At 39.4% G+C, this 15,939-nt stretch carries 15 protein-coding genes and 2 riboswitches; of the genes, 10 read left to right on the plus strand and 5 right to left on the minus strand.

From position 1 onward, the window contains the following. Positions 1-116: 116 nt before the first annotated feature. Together ACZ45G_RS12520 and ACZ45G_RS12525 are read right to left on the minus strand one after the other, a co-directional pair. Positions 117-1,655 carry a hypothetical protein gene (locus ACZ45G_RS12520; RefSeq protein WP_464178567.1) on the minus strand — a complete coding sequence of 513 codons (1,539 nt, stop codon included), beginning with the start codon at positions 1,653-1,655 and terminating at the stop codon, positions 117-119. 293 nt (positions 1,656-1,948) lie between these two features. Further along, entirely contained in the window at positions 1,949-2,623 is a 675-nt protein-coding gene (locus tag ACZ45G_RS12525; protein WP_464178569.1) for a recombinase family protein, read from the minus strand. 292 nt (positions 2,624-2,915) lie between these two features. Between ACZ45G_RS12525 and ACZ45G_RS12530 the strand changes: the two genes are divergently transcribed. Next, on the plus strand, positions 2,916-3,311 hold the full coding sequence (locus ACZ45G_RS12530; RefSeq protein WP_464178571.1) for a hypothetical protein: 396 nt from the start codon (positions 2,916-2,918) through the stop codon (positions 3,309-3,311). A 233-nt stretch (positions 3,312-3,544) separates the two neighbouring features. Then, positions 3,545-4,171 carry a hypothetical protein gene (locus ACZ45G_RS12535; RefSeq protein ID WP_464178573.1) on the plus strand — a complete coding sequence of 209 codons (627 nt, stop codon included), beginning with the start codon at positions 3,545-3,547 and terminating at the stop codon, positions 4,169-4,171. A 114-nt stretch (positions 4,172-4,285) separates the two neighbouring features. Here the strand turns inward: ACZ45G_RS12535 and ACZ45G_RS12540 are convergent, their stop codons facing one another. Then, on the minus strand, positions 4,286-4,627 hold the full coding sequence (locus ACZ45G_RS12540; RefSeq protein WP_464178575.1) for a hypothetical protein: 342 nt from the start codon (positions 4,625-4,627) through the stop codon (positions 4,286-4,288). 391 nt (positions 4,628-5,018) lie between these two features. After that, positions 5,019-5,096, plus strand: a riboswitch (cyclic di-GMP riboswitch). Positions 5,097-5,117: 21 nt separating this feature from the next. Here ACZ45G_RS12540 and ACZ45G_RS12545 point away from each other — a divergent pair. The 5 genes from ACZ45G_RS12545 (at position 5,118) to ACZ45G_RS12565 (ending at position 10,046) form a co-directional block, all read left to right on the plus strand. Further along, positions 5,118-5,723 carry a PEP-CTERM sorting domain-containing protein gene (locus ACZ45G_RS12545; RefSeq protein ID WP_464178577.1) on the plus strand — a complete coding sequence of 202 codons (606 nt, stop codon included), beginning with the start codon at positions 5,118-5,120 and terminating at the stop codon, positions 5,721-5,723. Positions 5,724-6,434: 711 nt separating this feature from the next. Continuing rightward, the gene (locus ACZ45G_RS12550; RefSeq protein ID WP_464178579.1) at positions 6,435-7,046 is read left to right on the plus strand and encodes a PEP-CTERM sorting domain-containing protein; all 612 of its coding nucleotides are present in this window, start codon (positions 6,435-6,437) and stop codon (positions 7,044-7,046) included. 268 nt (positions 7,047-7,314) lie between these two features. After that, positions 7,315-7,854, plus strand: a complete 540-nt coding sequence (locus ACZ45G_RS12555) for a Rha family transcriptional regulator (RefSeq protein ID WP_464178581.1) — start codon at positions 7,315-7,317, stop codon at positions 7,852-7,854. A 1,297-nt stretch (positions 7,855-9,151) separates the two neighbouring features. After that, positions 9,152-9,382, plus strand: coding sequence for a PEP-CTERM sorting domain-containing protein (locus tag ACZ45G_RS12560; protein WP_464178583.1), 231 nt, complete (start codon positions 9,152-9,154; stop codon positions 9,380-9,382). Between the two features lie 337 nt (positions 9,383-9,719). Then, positions 9,720-10,046: a hypothetical protein gene (locus tag ACZ45G_RS12565; protein WP_464178585.1), complete on the plus strand. Its 327-nt coding sequence runs from the start codon at positions 9,720-9,722 to the stop codon at positions 10,044-10,046. A 37-nt stretch (positions 10,047-10,083) separates the two neighbouring features. Here ACZ45G_RS12565 and ACZ45G_RS12570 read toward each other — a convergent pair whose 3' ends face one another. Then, entirely contained in the window at positions 10,084-11,805 is a 1,722-nt protein-coding gene (locus tag ACZ45G_RS12570; RefSeq protein WP_464178587.1) for a DUF6538 domain-containing protein, read from the minus strand. Between the two features lie 420 nt (positions 11,806-12,225). Between ACZ45G_RS12570 and ACZ45G_RS12575 the strand changes: the two genes are divergently transcribed. Continuing rightward, a complete protein-coding gene (locus ACZ45G_RS12575; protein ID WP_464178589.1) occupies positions 12,226-12,519 on the plus strand; it encodes an integration host factor subunit alpha in 294 nt (97 codons plus the stop codon). A 705-nt stretch (positions 12,520-13,224) separates the two neighbouring features. Here ACZ45G_RS12575 and ACZ45G_RS12580 read toward each other — a convergent pair. After that, complete coding sequence (locus tag ACZ45G_RS12580) at positions 13,225-13,965, minus strand: DUF4114 domain-containing protein (RefSeq protein WP_464178591.1); 741 nt, start codon at positions 13,963-13,965, stop codon at positions 13,225-13,227. Positions 13,966-13,982: 17 nt separating this feature from the next. Beyond that, positions 13,983-14,060, minus strand: a riboswitch (cyclic di-GMP riboswitch). Between the two features lie 446 nt (positions 14,061-14,506). On the opposite strand from ACZ45G_RS12580, the gene ACZ45G_RS12585 reads away from it, so the two are divergent. Both ACZ45G_RS12585 and ACZ45G_RS12590 read left to right on the plus strand, forming a co-directional pair. Next, positions 14,507-14,812, plus strand: a complete 306-nt coding sequence (locus ACZ45G_RS12585; RefSeq protein WP_464179941.1) for a KilA-N domain-containing protein — start codon at positions 14,507-14,509, stop codon at positions 14,810-14,812. A 201-nt stretch (positions 14,813-15,013) separates the two neighbouring features. Further along, entirely contained in the window at positions 15,014-15,385 is a 372-nt protein-coding gene (locus tag ACZ45G_RS12590) for a hypothetical protein (RefSeq protein ID WP_464178593.1), read from the plus strand. Positions 15,386-15,939: the final 554 nt, after the last annotated feature.

Raw genomic sequence — 15,939 nt, forward strand, 5'->3', positions numbered from 1 at the left:
AATAGATATTCTAATCTATCTATATGGGAGGGGGATGATCCCAAATCATAAACTGCTTCCCAGGTATATTACGTATGGATAATTCAGATTAGGTATACTCTGGTTTACCTTTACCTTTACCTTTGTTTATATTTCATAAACTGGTTAAAGAGCTTATGGTAAATTCCATATTCACCATCTTCAGACTCTATTTCCAGGAGTTCAGGTAAAGATAAATTACATGGTCCTGGTAAATAGTCTGGATCATCTGTCTTTTCTTGTTTCTGTCTTACTTCAATGGAGTTGTATTTCAGTTCAATTTCAATATCAATATTTACCTCTAATATTTCTTTAAAGGCTTTATTCATGGTATCCTTCAGCTCTTGTTCCAAACCATGATGGATGATAAAGCTGTCATGGACTGGGAGTATAGGGTATCCCATGTTGGAAAAGTGTACCAGGACTTGCTCTGCCATCTGGGAATCAATGTTTTGGAGTTTTATACCAATCCCTGTAAAAAAATACTGTTTGATCTGATGATGCTTCTTTTCAAATGCATCCATAAGTGGGTACAGATCTTCAGCCCTTGTAGATGGTACTTCTTTTGGAAGCTCAAGAGTCTTAGCCATACGGACAGCACTGTATATTGCCCTTCTGGCTTCATCACGGCTCTTTGAATTTAGCAGTACCAGTTGTAGCCTTTTAACAAAATCCCTGAAGGTTTTATCATTTGAATACCCTGGTAAGTGGTACACATCTCCTTCAGGTGCTTTCTTTTCTTCAAGTGCATAAAGCAGATGGATATGCTGTCCAGAGTAGTCACATTCAACCACATCTTTGCCATTGAGGCGGATGTACTGCCTGTATTCCTTGGGAAGACTCTGCCAGAATCCACTATAGAATCTGCCACCATCAGCAAATGTACCATTGTTAAAGACTCTCCTATTCCATTTCCTGGTAAGATCCGCCACCCCTTTGCTTGAACCTTTCTTTCCCATACGGATGAACAGCTTTTTGTAACTGTCATCAGGGATGTAAGGGAAAATTGCATGTTTTTCATTATTCCGGTTAATCAGTCTGAGATTCTTTTTCATTCCAAGGGTATCTTCTGTTTCCTTGTAATCAATCTCTTCATATGGATCGTCTTTCTTTATCTTTTTTTTCCGTAATATAACGGTAGGGTTGTTGGCTTCATCCCAATCCCAGATGTACATACCCACTTCAATCTTGAAATCCTTTATTAAACGATCAATAAGCTTTTTGGTAGCCCTGATCCTTGGTAGCCTGATATTCTTTTTACCTGGGTGGTGTTCAATGTATCCGTATTTTTCCAGGTATCTGACGACATTAAGGGTGACATCATAGCTAAGATGAATCTTTCCATACCGTCCCTTGGGACTATAATCATTTCCGTTCTTGGAATAAGTGAGATACATTTCTGGATTCACAACGTCTGCAACAAGCAGATCCAGAATGAATATTCTGATATGGTCCCTGTACTTCTTTGCATATCGTTTGACGTTATATTCTGCACTGATTTCTTTGTAAAAAAAGTCCAAGCCGTCTTTTACCTGTGGATACCTGCCTGCTCTTCTGGCATAAATATCCCTGGAATAATTCAGCTCCTCAGCTTTTTTCTTTACTTCCTCCTTGGTCAGTCCCCCTTCTTTCTCCATCCTATACCTTTCTATATATACCCGGCTGCGCCGGGGCGTCATGCTCCATTTTTATAATTGTCCAGGATTTTATATCATTGTCGCACAGGTATTGTCACGGTTTACCCATTAATATTGTGGTTTCCAATGGGATAAAAACGGAATGGCAGCTGTAATGGCATCAACCAACTGTATATTATCACGGGTAGACCTTGGTGTTTTATGTTTCTATGCGTAGAAACACTAATGATTTCAAGTGTCGGCATATAAAGAACCATATTGACAGCTACAATGTAGCTAAATTATTTACCAGACTATTTCTGCCGATGTAGGATACCTCTGACAGTATTCCCGGTAAATGGTTTACCATTGGCTGCTGCATAACCCTGTTCATTGAGTTCTGCTGCAACCTGATCATAGGTCTTTCCTTTCCCACCTTTCCGTTTTCTTCTGAGCCGTCTGATCTCTTTGAGTATGATCACCCCTTCCGCAGTGTCCTTGTACCCCTTCCTGCCTTCACACTTGCCATTCTGTTCCCTTTTCTGCTCTCTGGCAGTCCTTAACTTTTTGACCAGGAGGGATTTATCCAGCTCTGCAAAAACACCCTGTATCTGAACCATGGCCTTTTTCATTGGGTCTGAATTCATGGCATCAGTGATATTCTCTCCTGTATTGGCAGCAATGAGGTGGATACCTTTGGATGCCAGGTAGATCAGCAACTGTTCCTGTATCCTGTATTCCCTGGCAAGCCTGTCTAAAGACTCAACAATGATCGTATTTACACCATTCTTCAGGATAGCAGCTACCATCAGGGCAAACTCCTGGCGGTCTTCTTCCCCTGTGGTGCCTGAAACCTGTTCTTGGAATACCTGCTGCACTTTATATCCCTGTTGTGAGCAGAAGGCAGTAACTGACTCAAGCTGCCGCTCAAATCCAGATCCATCGAGTTGACCTTTTCCCGACACCCTCAGATATGCAAATACTTCCATGGTGATCCACCTCCATTTTTGTTTCATTTGGTAAAATATGGATACAGGGGAAATGGGAATCAGTCAAGATAAATGTTATGAATTCTAAAGAATAAATAACGAATAATCACTGTGATAATCTTGTGTGTTGGCTTTACATTGTTTTTATGTTTGGATTGTTATGCACATTACAGCGCTTTTGTAGTGTACATTATCCTAAAATTTGTACATACATCAGTGGAGAAAATGTTTTACAGGGTGATTTAATATTGCTAATAGCAGGAAGACAAACTTTGTAACTAAAAGGAAAAAAATGCCAAGAAGACTTACTCAAACGAAATCTGGTACTCACCAAGCGATGAAAAACACTTCCTTTGAAAGTAGGGTTATTAGCTGGCTAATGCAAGATGGCTGGCAAGTTTTTACCCCAGTATTGGATAATGGACATCAGACAGACATTCTAATATCGGACGGTCCGAATTACTTCAGGATTCAAGTCAAAACCGTGGAAGCTTCTGGGGATGACCATATCGTTCACAACAAATGGGAACAAAGCAATGTTGATGTGGTTGTCTTTTTTGCCAGGAATTCAAACTGGGGAGTGATCACCACGGCTTTTAAGGAGGCAAAACGACCATTGAATTTTGAGGGACACAGAAAATTTCTCCAGAGTAAGAAAGAATTCCTAAAAGAGTTTCATCAGATTTAATTCTCCTGAGATGATTGGGAAATATCCATTCATATTTCATTTGTAATGAACACTACAATGCCATCAGATAAACTGAGTGAACCAGGGTGTTTTATACTGTTGGACTGGGATTGTTTAAAGTTCTATTCTGAGTTTGCTTTACTGAGTAAACCCTGTAAGGTACTTGACGATGTGCCGAATTAAAATAAAAAAAGATATGGAAAAAAACTTAATTTTTTAAGGACAGGTGCTGCATGGAAGATTCTATCTTTATTGAAGTACTAAAGTATGGGGCACAAAAAGGAATAGAAGGCTTAACGGTAGAAGAACTCTATGTTTGGGGTTCTGAACATGGTTATCTTGAGCTTGATGGCTATTTAGACCCTGATGTGGAAGACGTAGACCAGCAGATAAAAAGGTTTGCATTTAAAAACTTATTTTTAGAGTGCTTTCAACAAAGCAATTATGCTCATGGAGCAAAATCGAAAACGACCTATGTGCTCAAAAATGAATACTATTTTAGGCTTATAGAATACCGAGAACTCCAGGAAAGCAGAACAGCAGCAAGGTCAGCTAATAAAAATTCAATGTGGGCAATCGGGATATCTGTTGCGGCAATAATCGTCAGTGCAGTTCTAACCTTCGCTCAATTGAATACCCCTACCACAATAAACAAATCTGATTTACAAGCATTGATTAATTCCAATGCACCTGCAAATGTTCAAAGAGAGGTTAAACTTGATAGCTTGCAGATGGCACAGATCCTTTCTGCTATCGGTTATGATCAGTCCAACTCCAGGACAAAAAAGAAAAAAGCTATCAATCAAGGCCAAGAAGTTTCACATCATGAGCTTATTAATCAATATTTTGAAGATAATTAGGATAGGCAGCAGGGCAAACTTTATAAATCCTGACTGCCCCTCTGTATGAATACCTCTGCATTATCCCCCATCATTTCCAGAAGCAGACAAGGAACCTGGATAAATGAAAGTGCCTTAGGCCAGATTCAACACAATCACAATAGTCTTCCTGCCTATTTTATCCCGCTTAGATGTTTCCCTATGGGGTAGTAGTATCCCTTTCCTGTCAAATGAAATTACAATAAGGCACAAGCACTGTTTAGAGCTGTTAATTTTGATATCCAAACAATATTCCCAGTGTTTATGGATAAGGATCATTGTCCTGTTGGGTATACTAATCCCCTGGTGAACTCGTTCAGCTTCTACTTTCATGACAACCAGGGTTATCGGAGCATGGGCAAATGCAAGGGCTTTGTGGATTATTCTTGGGTAGACTGGTGACTGGATGTCAATTTTATAGGTGACTGGGGGGGCCATGCGACCCACCCCAACCATGCTTCTGGGTAGACCGCCCATCTGTGTTATAGATAATACCGTAGGCAGAAACTTTGATGGAATTCCTATAGGGGAGTTTATCCGGGTATACTGTGGCCATAGTCAGTATATTTTTTTTAGCAATTCTTGGGGAATAGACAATTGCTGGGATCGGCTTCAATATAAGGGAAATGTGGGGAAAAAAGTATCGAAATTGTATTACATAAAATACATAAATTTTAGTACATTAATTCCCCAATCTTTGCGTGAATTCAATTCATTTAACAAGTGATATTAAGTAATGTAGATAATTTAATTTAAATAACATGGGGTTAACATTTTGTATCAGTCTATGATCAATACTGGCTTGATTCTTGCTAATTACCAGCTCGAATTGATGAAAAGCCAAAATTGGTGTGAACCAGTGACGGAAAGCCAAAGGGTCTCACGGTGAGACAGCCTGGTTGCCATTGACTAATACAAAAGGACTTATATGAAAAAGCTGTTTAGTTTTTTAGCAGGGGTATTATTAGTATTTACGGTTGCAGGTACTGCAAGTGCGTTAACATTTACAGAGACAAAAATTTTAAATGTAACATTGGCAGAAGGTATAATTGCAGGTATTGCGCATCCTTCTTCACTAACCTATAACCATAGCACACCGAGTGATTTTGAGGTCCCGTGGGACATCGTCAACTCTGCAGAGTTGACGGTAAGCGGTTATTGGATAAAGGGAAATAATGATTCTGTTGCCATAGAAGGCACTGTTATCGGCACCTTAACCCCAGGTGGAAGTCACGGTTCCTATATAGAAACCCATGGATCTTTTTGGGTGTGGAACTGGGAAACCATAAGCTGGGATACACCCTCAATAAGTACTTTTGGAATTGAAACTGCTTTTAGTACATGGGCTACAGGGGAGGATCTTTCAGTAACGATTACAGCCACTGGGGATTTTGAGGGTGCTTTAAATTTAAAAAATTCTGTCTTTACTTTAGATTATGAAAATGGAATGGCGCCAGTACCCGAACCAGCCACAATGATTCTTTTTGGTATCGGCCTCTTGGGCCTCGCCGGAGTATCCAGAAAAAAACAATAGCATCAAGCAATAGCACATTATTGAAAAGGCAGGGTCAGAAATGATTCTGCCTTTTTTATTGAGGGAAATCATATGTAACACCCATGATCCCCCGCATAAGCCTGCCAGATCAATACTTTTACTTTGTCCTTTACCAAAATATTTATTATAGCTACCAGTCTTATAGAGAATACAGTACACCCGGTATTATGAGAAATTGGACGCAACCATCTGGGCAATTTTTTTATGATTGTGACCAGAATAAATACTGGATGTTTCTGGGTAAACTGTTTTTCCTGTGATGGAGCATCAATAAATATTGTAATACCCGAGTTGACTGGTTTTGTGCTTCTGCTCTATCTCCAATTATTTATCGGGGAACCGATTTATTTAAAAATGCCTTGTACCAGATGAATTTCACATCAAAGGCTAAAACTTTCAGAAGTTTGAAAAGGTTTATGAAAACAACAGTGTAAAATACCACAATCTTATTACATTTTTTACATATCTTATCACATTTATACCCCATTTTTAATGAATTTGTATTTTTCTATTAATCTGGAACTTATTTATCCGAAATTTATATAAATTAAATCAATGCCTTAAAAATATTATGATTTTGATTATATTGTAGGAATATATATTGCATAAACATAGTAAGACAGAGCCAAAGGGTCTCAAGGGGAGAAAGCCTGGTTACAAAGTTAAAATAAATTTAAGGAGATACTACCTGTGAAACAACTATTCATGATTATTTGTTCTTTTTTATTATTGTGCGCAAGTGTCAATGCATCAACTATTATTCAAAATGGTGATTTGGGATACTATAATTTTTCTTTAGGAAGGACTCTCGACGGTTCATTTGCTACTGCAGGCGACCCAACTTCTATTAACATACCCCTTCCAGACTTATCTGCGGCAAGCTCATCTTTAGGAGCCTGGTTAACAGATCCTGGAAGTTTAAGTACTGACACTAACTGGAGTAATCAGATCATTCCTGGAGATTGGCAAGTGAATGATGAAACAGCTATTGTTTATGAATTTAGCGGTGGATACGATAATGTGTCTGCATTATTTGGAGTAGATAATGGTATTTTCGTCTGGCTCGATGGAGTTTACCAAAATGGTTGGATGAATAGCGGTTCTTCTTATCAATGGGAATACAGTCTTGATATTGGTTCTTTATCTGCTGGAACTCATTATCTACAAGTTTTAAGAGAAGACCATGGTGGCGGCACTGGTTATGACATTCTTGTCACAGGAAATCCAGTACCCGAGCCAGCAACAATGTTCCTCTTTGGCATTGGCCTTTTAGGTCTTGCAGGAGTCAGCAGAAGAAAATAATAATAAAAAGTTTTTATAGAATCAGCTTTAGAGGCAGGGTCATTCATTTGGCCCTGCCTTTTTCGCTTTTATCGGCCTATTCCTCTCTAAATTCAGATTAATCCATATGAGCCAGGCACCGAATCAAAACCCACTTCCCGGGATTCAACTCTTTAATATATAAAAAACACAGCAGCATTTCCCGCTTATTTAGTCGGTCTACTCAGCAAAACACACCATCAGCAAGCTCCACAACCTTGTGATAAATAACACAGGCACTTGGCAAACTATGGATATCAAAGATCTGGTCATCTTAAATGGCGATAATGTACCAACCACCACCAGCTTAAAAGTTGCAGAAAGTTTTGGGAAAGAACATAAAGATGTGATGAGGTCCATTCGTACCATTATTCCTGTCTTGAAAGCGAACGAAATAGACGGGTGCAATTTTGCGCTGGTCTCTTATCTTGGTGGAAACAATGTGGATCGCCCCATGTACCAGATGGATCGCAAAGCATATTCCCAATTGGTCATGAGTTTTACCGGGGAGAAAGCAACAGTCTTCAAGGCCAAATTCAATAACGCATTCTTTGCCATGGAAGAGGAACTGAATAAACCTAAAGAAAATACCTGGGAAATCCCCCAAACTCTATCACAGGCATTGCTGTTAGCTGGAAGACAGGCTGAAAAGATTGAAGTGGATGCACCCAAAGTTGAAGCATATGATTCTTTCCTGAACTTGGAAGATACTTTTCTTTATACAGAGGGCTTTAAAATGATCAAGCTGCATCCTAATGCCCATTACAAAGACAATGTTCCAACTTTTTAGGGTATGGGGGGGCGTTGAAGCATGGGGGTGCAGGTGCCGCCAGGCAGTGGTACATCCGAGTTCATATAGGGGGTAACACACAGGTTTCCCCATATATTTTTTATAATAATTATGATGGACTGATTGTGGGGTTTGGTTGGGGCAATGATCATTCGATTGGCAGCGAAGCTGCCCTGGGTAGACTCTGAAAATAACAGGCAAGTTTAATCAAAACTAAGGGTTTCCCTGATTGACAATGCTTAGATGTGCAGATATCTTTATAAAAAAAATCGTAGATCAGCCTCATTCTTACTGCTTATTGTTTTGTAACTTATTTTTCGGTCCTAATAAAAATTGCACATATTTTTTATTTTTAAATGCAATTAAGGCGGAGGTCCATATGAGCATACCAAGGTCTGGTATTGACTCCAGAAGCAATATTAATCGTAGAAAACTGAACATTGATCAGGTTACTTCAGAAAGGCGAAAATTTGAAAGACGGATTTCAGGGGAGCGTCGGGAAAGCTGGGTGAGATCCTCGGATTGGAGTTCGTATGATCTACAGAGTAAAAACCGATATCTCTGGTCAATCATGAAAGAGTAGAAGGTCTTACAACCCGAAGTGTAATCTCTGGTGGGTGCAAACTGCGACAGGAGGTGTAAGCAATGGGAATTAATACGATCACTCAAGCCTTTGAGAAGACCGAAAGGGAAAAAGAGGGAAAAATAAAAATATATAAGATAATGTTGTGTCTATCTTTAGGACTGAACATAATTCTAATAGTTCTTATCCTCTTGGGGATCATATGACACCAGTTGAAAATGGTAATGATCCCTGCCCTGTCTATATTGGAATCCCAGTCCAAAATGCCCTCCCTGAGCGAAAAGTTTTAATGATCATGGGTAGACGGTTGGGCTTTTTACAAAGGAGGACCGTTTTCCTGCTGGCACATGTGACTGGATGGGTATACTCGATATTTTTCCGATGATCCAGCTGCTGCCATGTATTCAGATTAGTGGTTGTATCTGCAACATAAAGCTTGAAAGGCCTATGATACCAAATCCAAGCAGGGCTTTAAGTCAATAAAGAAAATCTATATTTCTGCTCAAGACCAGACAGAGTATGTATTAAAAACACAATAATTATAACCTTTTTTACATAAATACGCACTTTTTTTACCAAAATAATTATCAAGAATAGACTGAAAAGGACCAAGAAGCCCTTCGTTAATGGAATGTTACTTGTGGCACTCTTTTTGCTATATCAGTTACTGTTGTGTGCTTATGGACTGAACCATACTGATTCGGAGAAAGAAAAATGAAAAAAGTTGTTGTTGTCGCTGTATTATCCTTTGGTCTACTTTTACCCCCTGTCCTGAGCTGGGTTCATGTCCATATACACAACCTATCAGAACCAACTACTATGCTTATTCTTGGCGTTGGCCTTTTGGCCCTTGCAGGAATCGGTAGAAAACAACTCCAGGAGTTTAATGCACATGAAGAAGAACATATTATTATTAAACAAAGACAAGAGACACTCAACATATGACAGACGGATGTTATCATATCAAACGTATTCCCCTGAAAGAAGGTCTGGGCATGATAGAAGGTTTAGTGGGTATAAACTCTTTGCTTTGACAGAAAATATTCGCCTATCTCGTCAAGGGTGATTAAAATCTTGAACCCGATCTAACAATATAAGTTCTATAGATGTGTAAAATTGATATAAAAATGTGAATCCTCATATTATACGTTATAGAATCCATGTTCCCGCTGTTCACGTCCTTTTCGAGTAGTCCCTGATTTCTTCTCGGTCATGATGATGGCATCTGGATACCTCTTGAACAAAGCTCCTTACTGTATTGTGGGATTCTGGTCATACCCAGTTGGTTGGTTCTTTCACTGGAGAGAAGGCAACCCTGTTCAGAAAAAAATATGCTGATGCATTTGATGCCATGGAAGCAGAACTACTGAAGAAACCAGAAACATCAAAACTCCATGAACTTCCAACGGATAAACTGGTAGAGATTATCTATGCTAGTTTTAAAAAACAGTATGAAGTTGAATCCGGGCGTTTAATAGCAACCGAAAAGAATATTGCCCTGGAGGAAAAAGTTGAAGAGGATGCGCCCAATACGGTCAGACTTGTTGGGATTCCTGTATCAGAAGAGAAAGCCTGCACCTGTGAAAGTATTATGACGCAGAAAGGGTGATGTTTCCACCGCTTTCTTTTTTATTTTGCCAAGTTAACTATTTGATAACATATTTGCTGCGTTTCAGGTGTTCCAGGTTGATCCCATAATCCAGATGACCCACAAGATCCTTGTATAGCTTGGTGGGGAAACCCCTTTTTGCATAAGTATCAAAGGTAACAGATCCCTCAGAATGTCCCATTAGGGCTTTTAGACTGTGATCATTGATATCATTATGTGCCAGGTTTGTGGCAAAACTATGGCGAAAACTATGGAAGACTTTGCCAGATTCTTTGGCAATCCCAACAGATTGTTTGTATCGTTCATTGAACCACCTGCTGACATTTTTCCCGTAACCATCCCTGCCAGGAGGCAATTCCATGAAGAATCTTTCATCCCCTTTCTGTATTAACTGCCCTACCCTTTTAATAATCCCCAAATCTTCTAACAGGAATGGGTGCAAGGGAATCAGTCTGTGACTGGCAAGGTTTTTAAGCCGTTTATCTTCAGAATCTTCGTTGATATTAATACACCAGACACCTTCATATTGTTGGAAATCTGATAAATAAAGCTGTGCTATCTCATTCAGCCTGGCACCTGTGAACAGGGCCATTATGGGAGTCCAGAATTGATATGGCTGTTTAAAAGTATCCTGCTTGTACTGGTCAGAGTTAAAAATATTTACCAGATCTGCCTTATCAAAGATCTCCCTGGCATCAGCATTCCTTTTGTTAATCTTCATTTTCAGGCCAATGGCAGGGTTCTTGTCCATCTCTTCGTTATTAACCGCAAAATCAAAGAGTGTAATAGCCCTGCCCATATATTTATTGTAGGTGTGGGCTTTTATTGTTTCCTCTGGCTTCATTGCCAGAACTTCATGGATGGTTTTGTTTTTATATTGTATGATTTGGGTCATATTGGGGGGCAATCCCCATAGAGCTTTTTGATATTCCACCATCATGGTCCTGTTCATGGAATTTATGCGAACATCTCCAAAAAATTCCACCAGTAGATTCATACTGGATTCGACTTCCCCTCTGGTCTTCTCAGTCCACTTTTTTTCTTGTTCCCCTTTTTCAAAGAAGCCAGACATGATCTGGCTGATGGTTTTAGGGGTTTTTACAGGTTCCTGTTTGGGATTTTGGGGCAAGTCAGGGGAAGGTAAGTTGTTTTCCAGTACTTTTTCCAGATCATCCGAATATTTACCAGACAATTTCTCCTGTTGGTATTCAAAGCCCTTTATTTCTGCCCTTAAAAGGCCGGAACAGAGTTCCCCATACACAGGTGATCCTTTATCTATATCTGCGTCAGCAATACCCTCGTCCGCTAACAGTTGGGCTGCTATGGGTTCAATATCAGAATAATCCCCTGAGTGTACCTTTGCATTATACTCTGCCTTCTTCCAGTCAAGTACAGTCAAGGTTCCCCTGACGGCATCCTCGTCCGTTTCATACTGATGGTAATCCCGTTCATCAATAAACTGATTGGATATTACAGGCTGATCATACTCCTGAAAAAGCTTGTCCCTGTAAGTTTTGATTATCTGAAGAATCTGGTCATTGGTTAGATTCATACCCCTCCTTATTTTTCTAAATAATAGCTGGATTTGTCCAGCAAGCAGTCTGGCCATGGCTTTGGCCTTGGAAAGATTGCCTGTTTTTAAAGAATATCTCAACTCTTTTCTGGATATGGTGGTTAAAAGGTCTTTGGGAACTGTTATTCTGAAACAATAAGAATATGGGTTTCTGATAAGATAGGTGGGTGAAAAAGTGATGTTCATTTTATCCTCCATCTGCACAAAGTTGTGTAACAAAGTTGTGTAATAGACGAAAGAATGAAAATTTAGGCCTTAGAAACAAAAAAAGCCCCTGCGTTAACAGCGACTTGATTGGATGTTGGTGGAGCTGAGGGGGATCGACTGTATATGACCCAAGCTCCATCCAGGTTGCTGTTATTAAAGCAAATTTTGTATTCGTTCAATTGCCATGCAATCGAAAGTGTATGGGTCAAGGGGATGCTAATCCCAATGGGTTAAATCCATACACCCTACCCTTTTATACTGCTTTACCCAGAAAAATCAAGCCCCAGTCAAGGGTCAATCTTATATGCTTCAACCAATGCCTTGACAACACCCCGTTAAAATAATAGATACCCCCTTTAAAATTGTACAATTTCAACCAAAATAGGAATGTCACCCAAATTGACCTGTACCAAAACAACCATCATTGAAAAAATATACGAAGAACTTGAGCTGTCTACCTCAGAAGCAAAAGACACAGTCGAACATCTTCTTGAAATCATCAAAGAAACCCTGGCATCTGAAGAAGATCTTATGATATCAGGCTTTGGCAAGTTCCAGGTCAATGAGAAAGCACCGCGTAAGGGGAGGAACCCTGCAAAGGGAGAACCTATGATGCTGGAAAAAAGACGGGTTGTGACTTTTAAATGTGCTGGGGTATTACGGGATGAGATTAATGGGGATGATAGAGATTGAACCAAGATTAAGATCCAGAGTTTGTGGACTTGCTTGGGCAATGTCACCCCCAAATCTCAACGGCATCAGTCCACCCTGCCCTTCCCGGAAAAATCAAACCCTATCCAAGGGCCATTTCAGACGCTTGTTTCCCTTTTACCACCTGAATCCAGAGTAGACTCATGGAATAGAAGATCTATATGCCCCTGCTGTGGTAAAAGTCGTAGGTTATCCTGGGTAAACTTGGAAGTAGGAGCTGAGCAAGGGCAAATATCCGGCAAACAAAAAGATAATACCACTTCACCTGCCAAAACCATATCAGCATTATTCCGCTGCCAAATATGGGGAAGCATTAACAGCTGTCATGCAATATGATCCGGGTTCGGACCAAAGCCAGAAGTCTACTCCTGACTCGGTTCAATTTTTTATATTATATAATTTATAGTGGAGAAATGGCTTCTGACGCAGGATTTAGTTCATATAATGTAATTTATAATTAGAGAAAATGGAAAGTAGAAACAAAAAAAGCAGAGCCAAATGAATGACCCTGCCCATATTTTTTGAAATACTAACTATCTTAATTTAAGGCGTCTATCAAAACCGGATCTTCTGTCTTCACCGGATCTTCGTTCTGGGGAATAATCAGAGTATGAAAATATCCGCCGATTGGTTCCTAAACGCCTACCATCGTTATCCTGTAAAAATGGTTTTCCCTTTGTGCTAATTTTATGCATGTTTCTTTCTGTTAATTCCTGCAAGACCTAAAAGGCCGATGCCAAAGAGAATCATTGTGGTAGGTTCGGGTACGGGAGCAATCTTAGAAACAAGAAACATTGTGTCATTGTAATCCCCGTCACCTCCACCAACAATATCTTCAAAGCCGATTAGATAAGCAGAACCCTTGACTGTCCATGATAGCTTAGTTCCGTTGTTATCAGTAAAAATAGTTTCACCTATTAGTTCAGGCAATGCATATGTTGTCATATAGTCAAAGCCATTTGCATTCAAGCTGGTTTCTGAATATAAATAATCAGTTCCATCTGAAAAAAGATAAAAACCGAAATTACTGCCTTCTGTAACAACATTACCAAACTTGTCTCCTGGAAAAGGATTGGCTGCAGTGCCATCACCTAAAAAATCAAAACCAGTACCAGTCCAAAGGTCTGTCCTTACAGCACCAACACCTGGATCAGTATAGATCCCAAGAGTGTTTGTATAACCTGCTGATAAACCAATTACCGCCCAAGGCTCGTTTCCATATTCATCCATATTGTACCAAACTTGATCGTTATTGGTTTGTCTGCTTGCTATATCAGCATTACTAGTATAGCTTGTATCAATTAATAAATTTACAGCCTCAAATAAGTTGGGTGTACCGCCATTATTAGGGATCAGAGGCGCAGCATTAAGGCTTACAGAAATACATATAAACATAATTGTCAATAATAAAATTCTGAATTTTTTCATTTTTTCTCCTTTGTATTTTAGGCAACCAGGCTATCTCCCCATAAGACCCTTTGGCTTTCCGACCCTGCTTCACAACAGGTTTGGCTTTTACAGTTTTTTTTGCAATATTTATGCCATTTCATAAAACTGTAAAACACCTTAACACACGGTATTTACAACAATTTTGCATACTTTTTTCCATAGAAAAAATATTCCCAAAATAAGAAATTGTTTTCCTAAGTGTTTTTACCTATTCATTGATGGGAATCTTTGTTTTTAAAGGCATTAAATGAAATCTCAAACTGTGAAATAAAATTCATAGTAAATCCTGGGTTGACCTTCAGCTTGGGCATAAAATTTTTAAAAAATATACGGACCATTGCCAAAGCATACCCTGATAAACGCCCCTAAAGAGACATTCAATTATATTTGACAAAGCACAATCAAATAAACGAAACACCCATTAAATTTTATTGGAGATAAAAGGAAGGGTATACCCATTCTAATACGATGCTGATTTTGCCCATACATCTTTACCAATGGTAACACCAGTCGAAGGCATATCCAGACTACCCAGAGTAAAGAAGACAAAAAAATCAATCTGACAGACATGTGGAAAGCAGAAGATGGTAAAAATTCCCAAAGACCTGCCGAATGGTTAAGACAGGTTGACACTAAAAAATTCCTGAAATCATTAGGAAAGAAACTCGGTATCCCTGAGAAGGACACCGTGGAAGCAATCAGTGGTGGTGCAGGTGGTGGTGGTGGAACTTATGGGCATTATCAAGTTGCCCTGGCTTATGCCAAATACCTTTCCCCTGAATTTCATATTTGGTGCAATGAAGTTGTCAAGCAGCATATTGAATAGGGTATACCCAATCATAATGGTCATTCCGATATGCAATTTTTTAATGGGGATGACAAATCTGGCTGTTCCTATTTGAGTAATGGCGATTGCTTGGCCTTTACTGGCAGCTGAATACAAGTTCACTCTTGCATATTGGTATCCACTTTTATAAGATGCCAACGGCAATTTGGCAGATACTATTTAATACAGGATTGATACTGAATGAAAAAATGGATAGTTTGCTTTGTGGTGGCTTTTACTTGTCTGTTAGCTCAAGGCGTATGTGCGAACACCGAATACTTGGAAATGTACACAGAACCACCAGACGCAAAGTATGAAGTGATTGGTGAAATTTTCGATGAAGAGCCGATGACAGATATTGAATATACCGTTGTCTTCCTGGTTGGACAGAAATTACAAAGGAAAGCGTCAAGTCTTGGGGCAAACGCATTGATAACTGGCAAGGTTGAAAGAATTTTAAGGGTTAATACAAAGGTAGAAGATTATGACCTCGACCCGTTCAAGGTCATATATAATCTTTCAATATACATGCGAATTAATGCAACCGCAATTAAGGTAGAAAAGACTAAATAAACCAATCTCAGTTGAAAAGAGCTGACCTTACTCCGTCTTCTTGAATCTTATACAGCTTTAAAACAGCACTATCACGTCTACCCATTATCATCGTAGGATGTCCTGTTAATGGGATAAATCGGAATCATCTGCGGCAACTGCATCAATAAAAGGCATTGAAAGCTGTGTATTATCGTGAGTAGACCTTTCCCCCTTTCCCATGATCAGGTTGGCTGTGGTGTATGAAACAGAAAGGTAACATGGCTACTGGGGGAAAAGCAGGTGTACACTGCCACCCATGTGAATTGCAAATACTGGCACAGGTCTTTGTACAACACTTCCAAGGATGGCATCACACTCCGGATGCAAATGACCAAATAACACCAGCATTACAACGGAATGGTCATGAAAACACCCAGTAACAGCGTGATAAGTTAGGTGCCTTAGTAATGGTGTATATATCTACCATAACAATATCCAAATAAATAGTATTGGTATTGGGAAGGGGGATGATCCCAAATCAGAACACTTCCCAGGTATACCCATTAATAATAATATTTCAGATTAATAATAAT

The organism is Desulfoconvexum algidum (genome assembly GCF_055382125.1).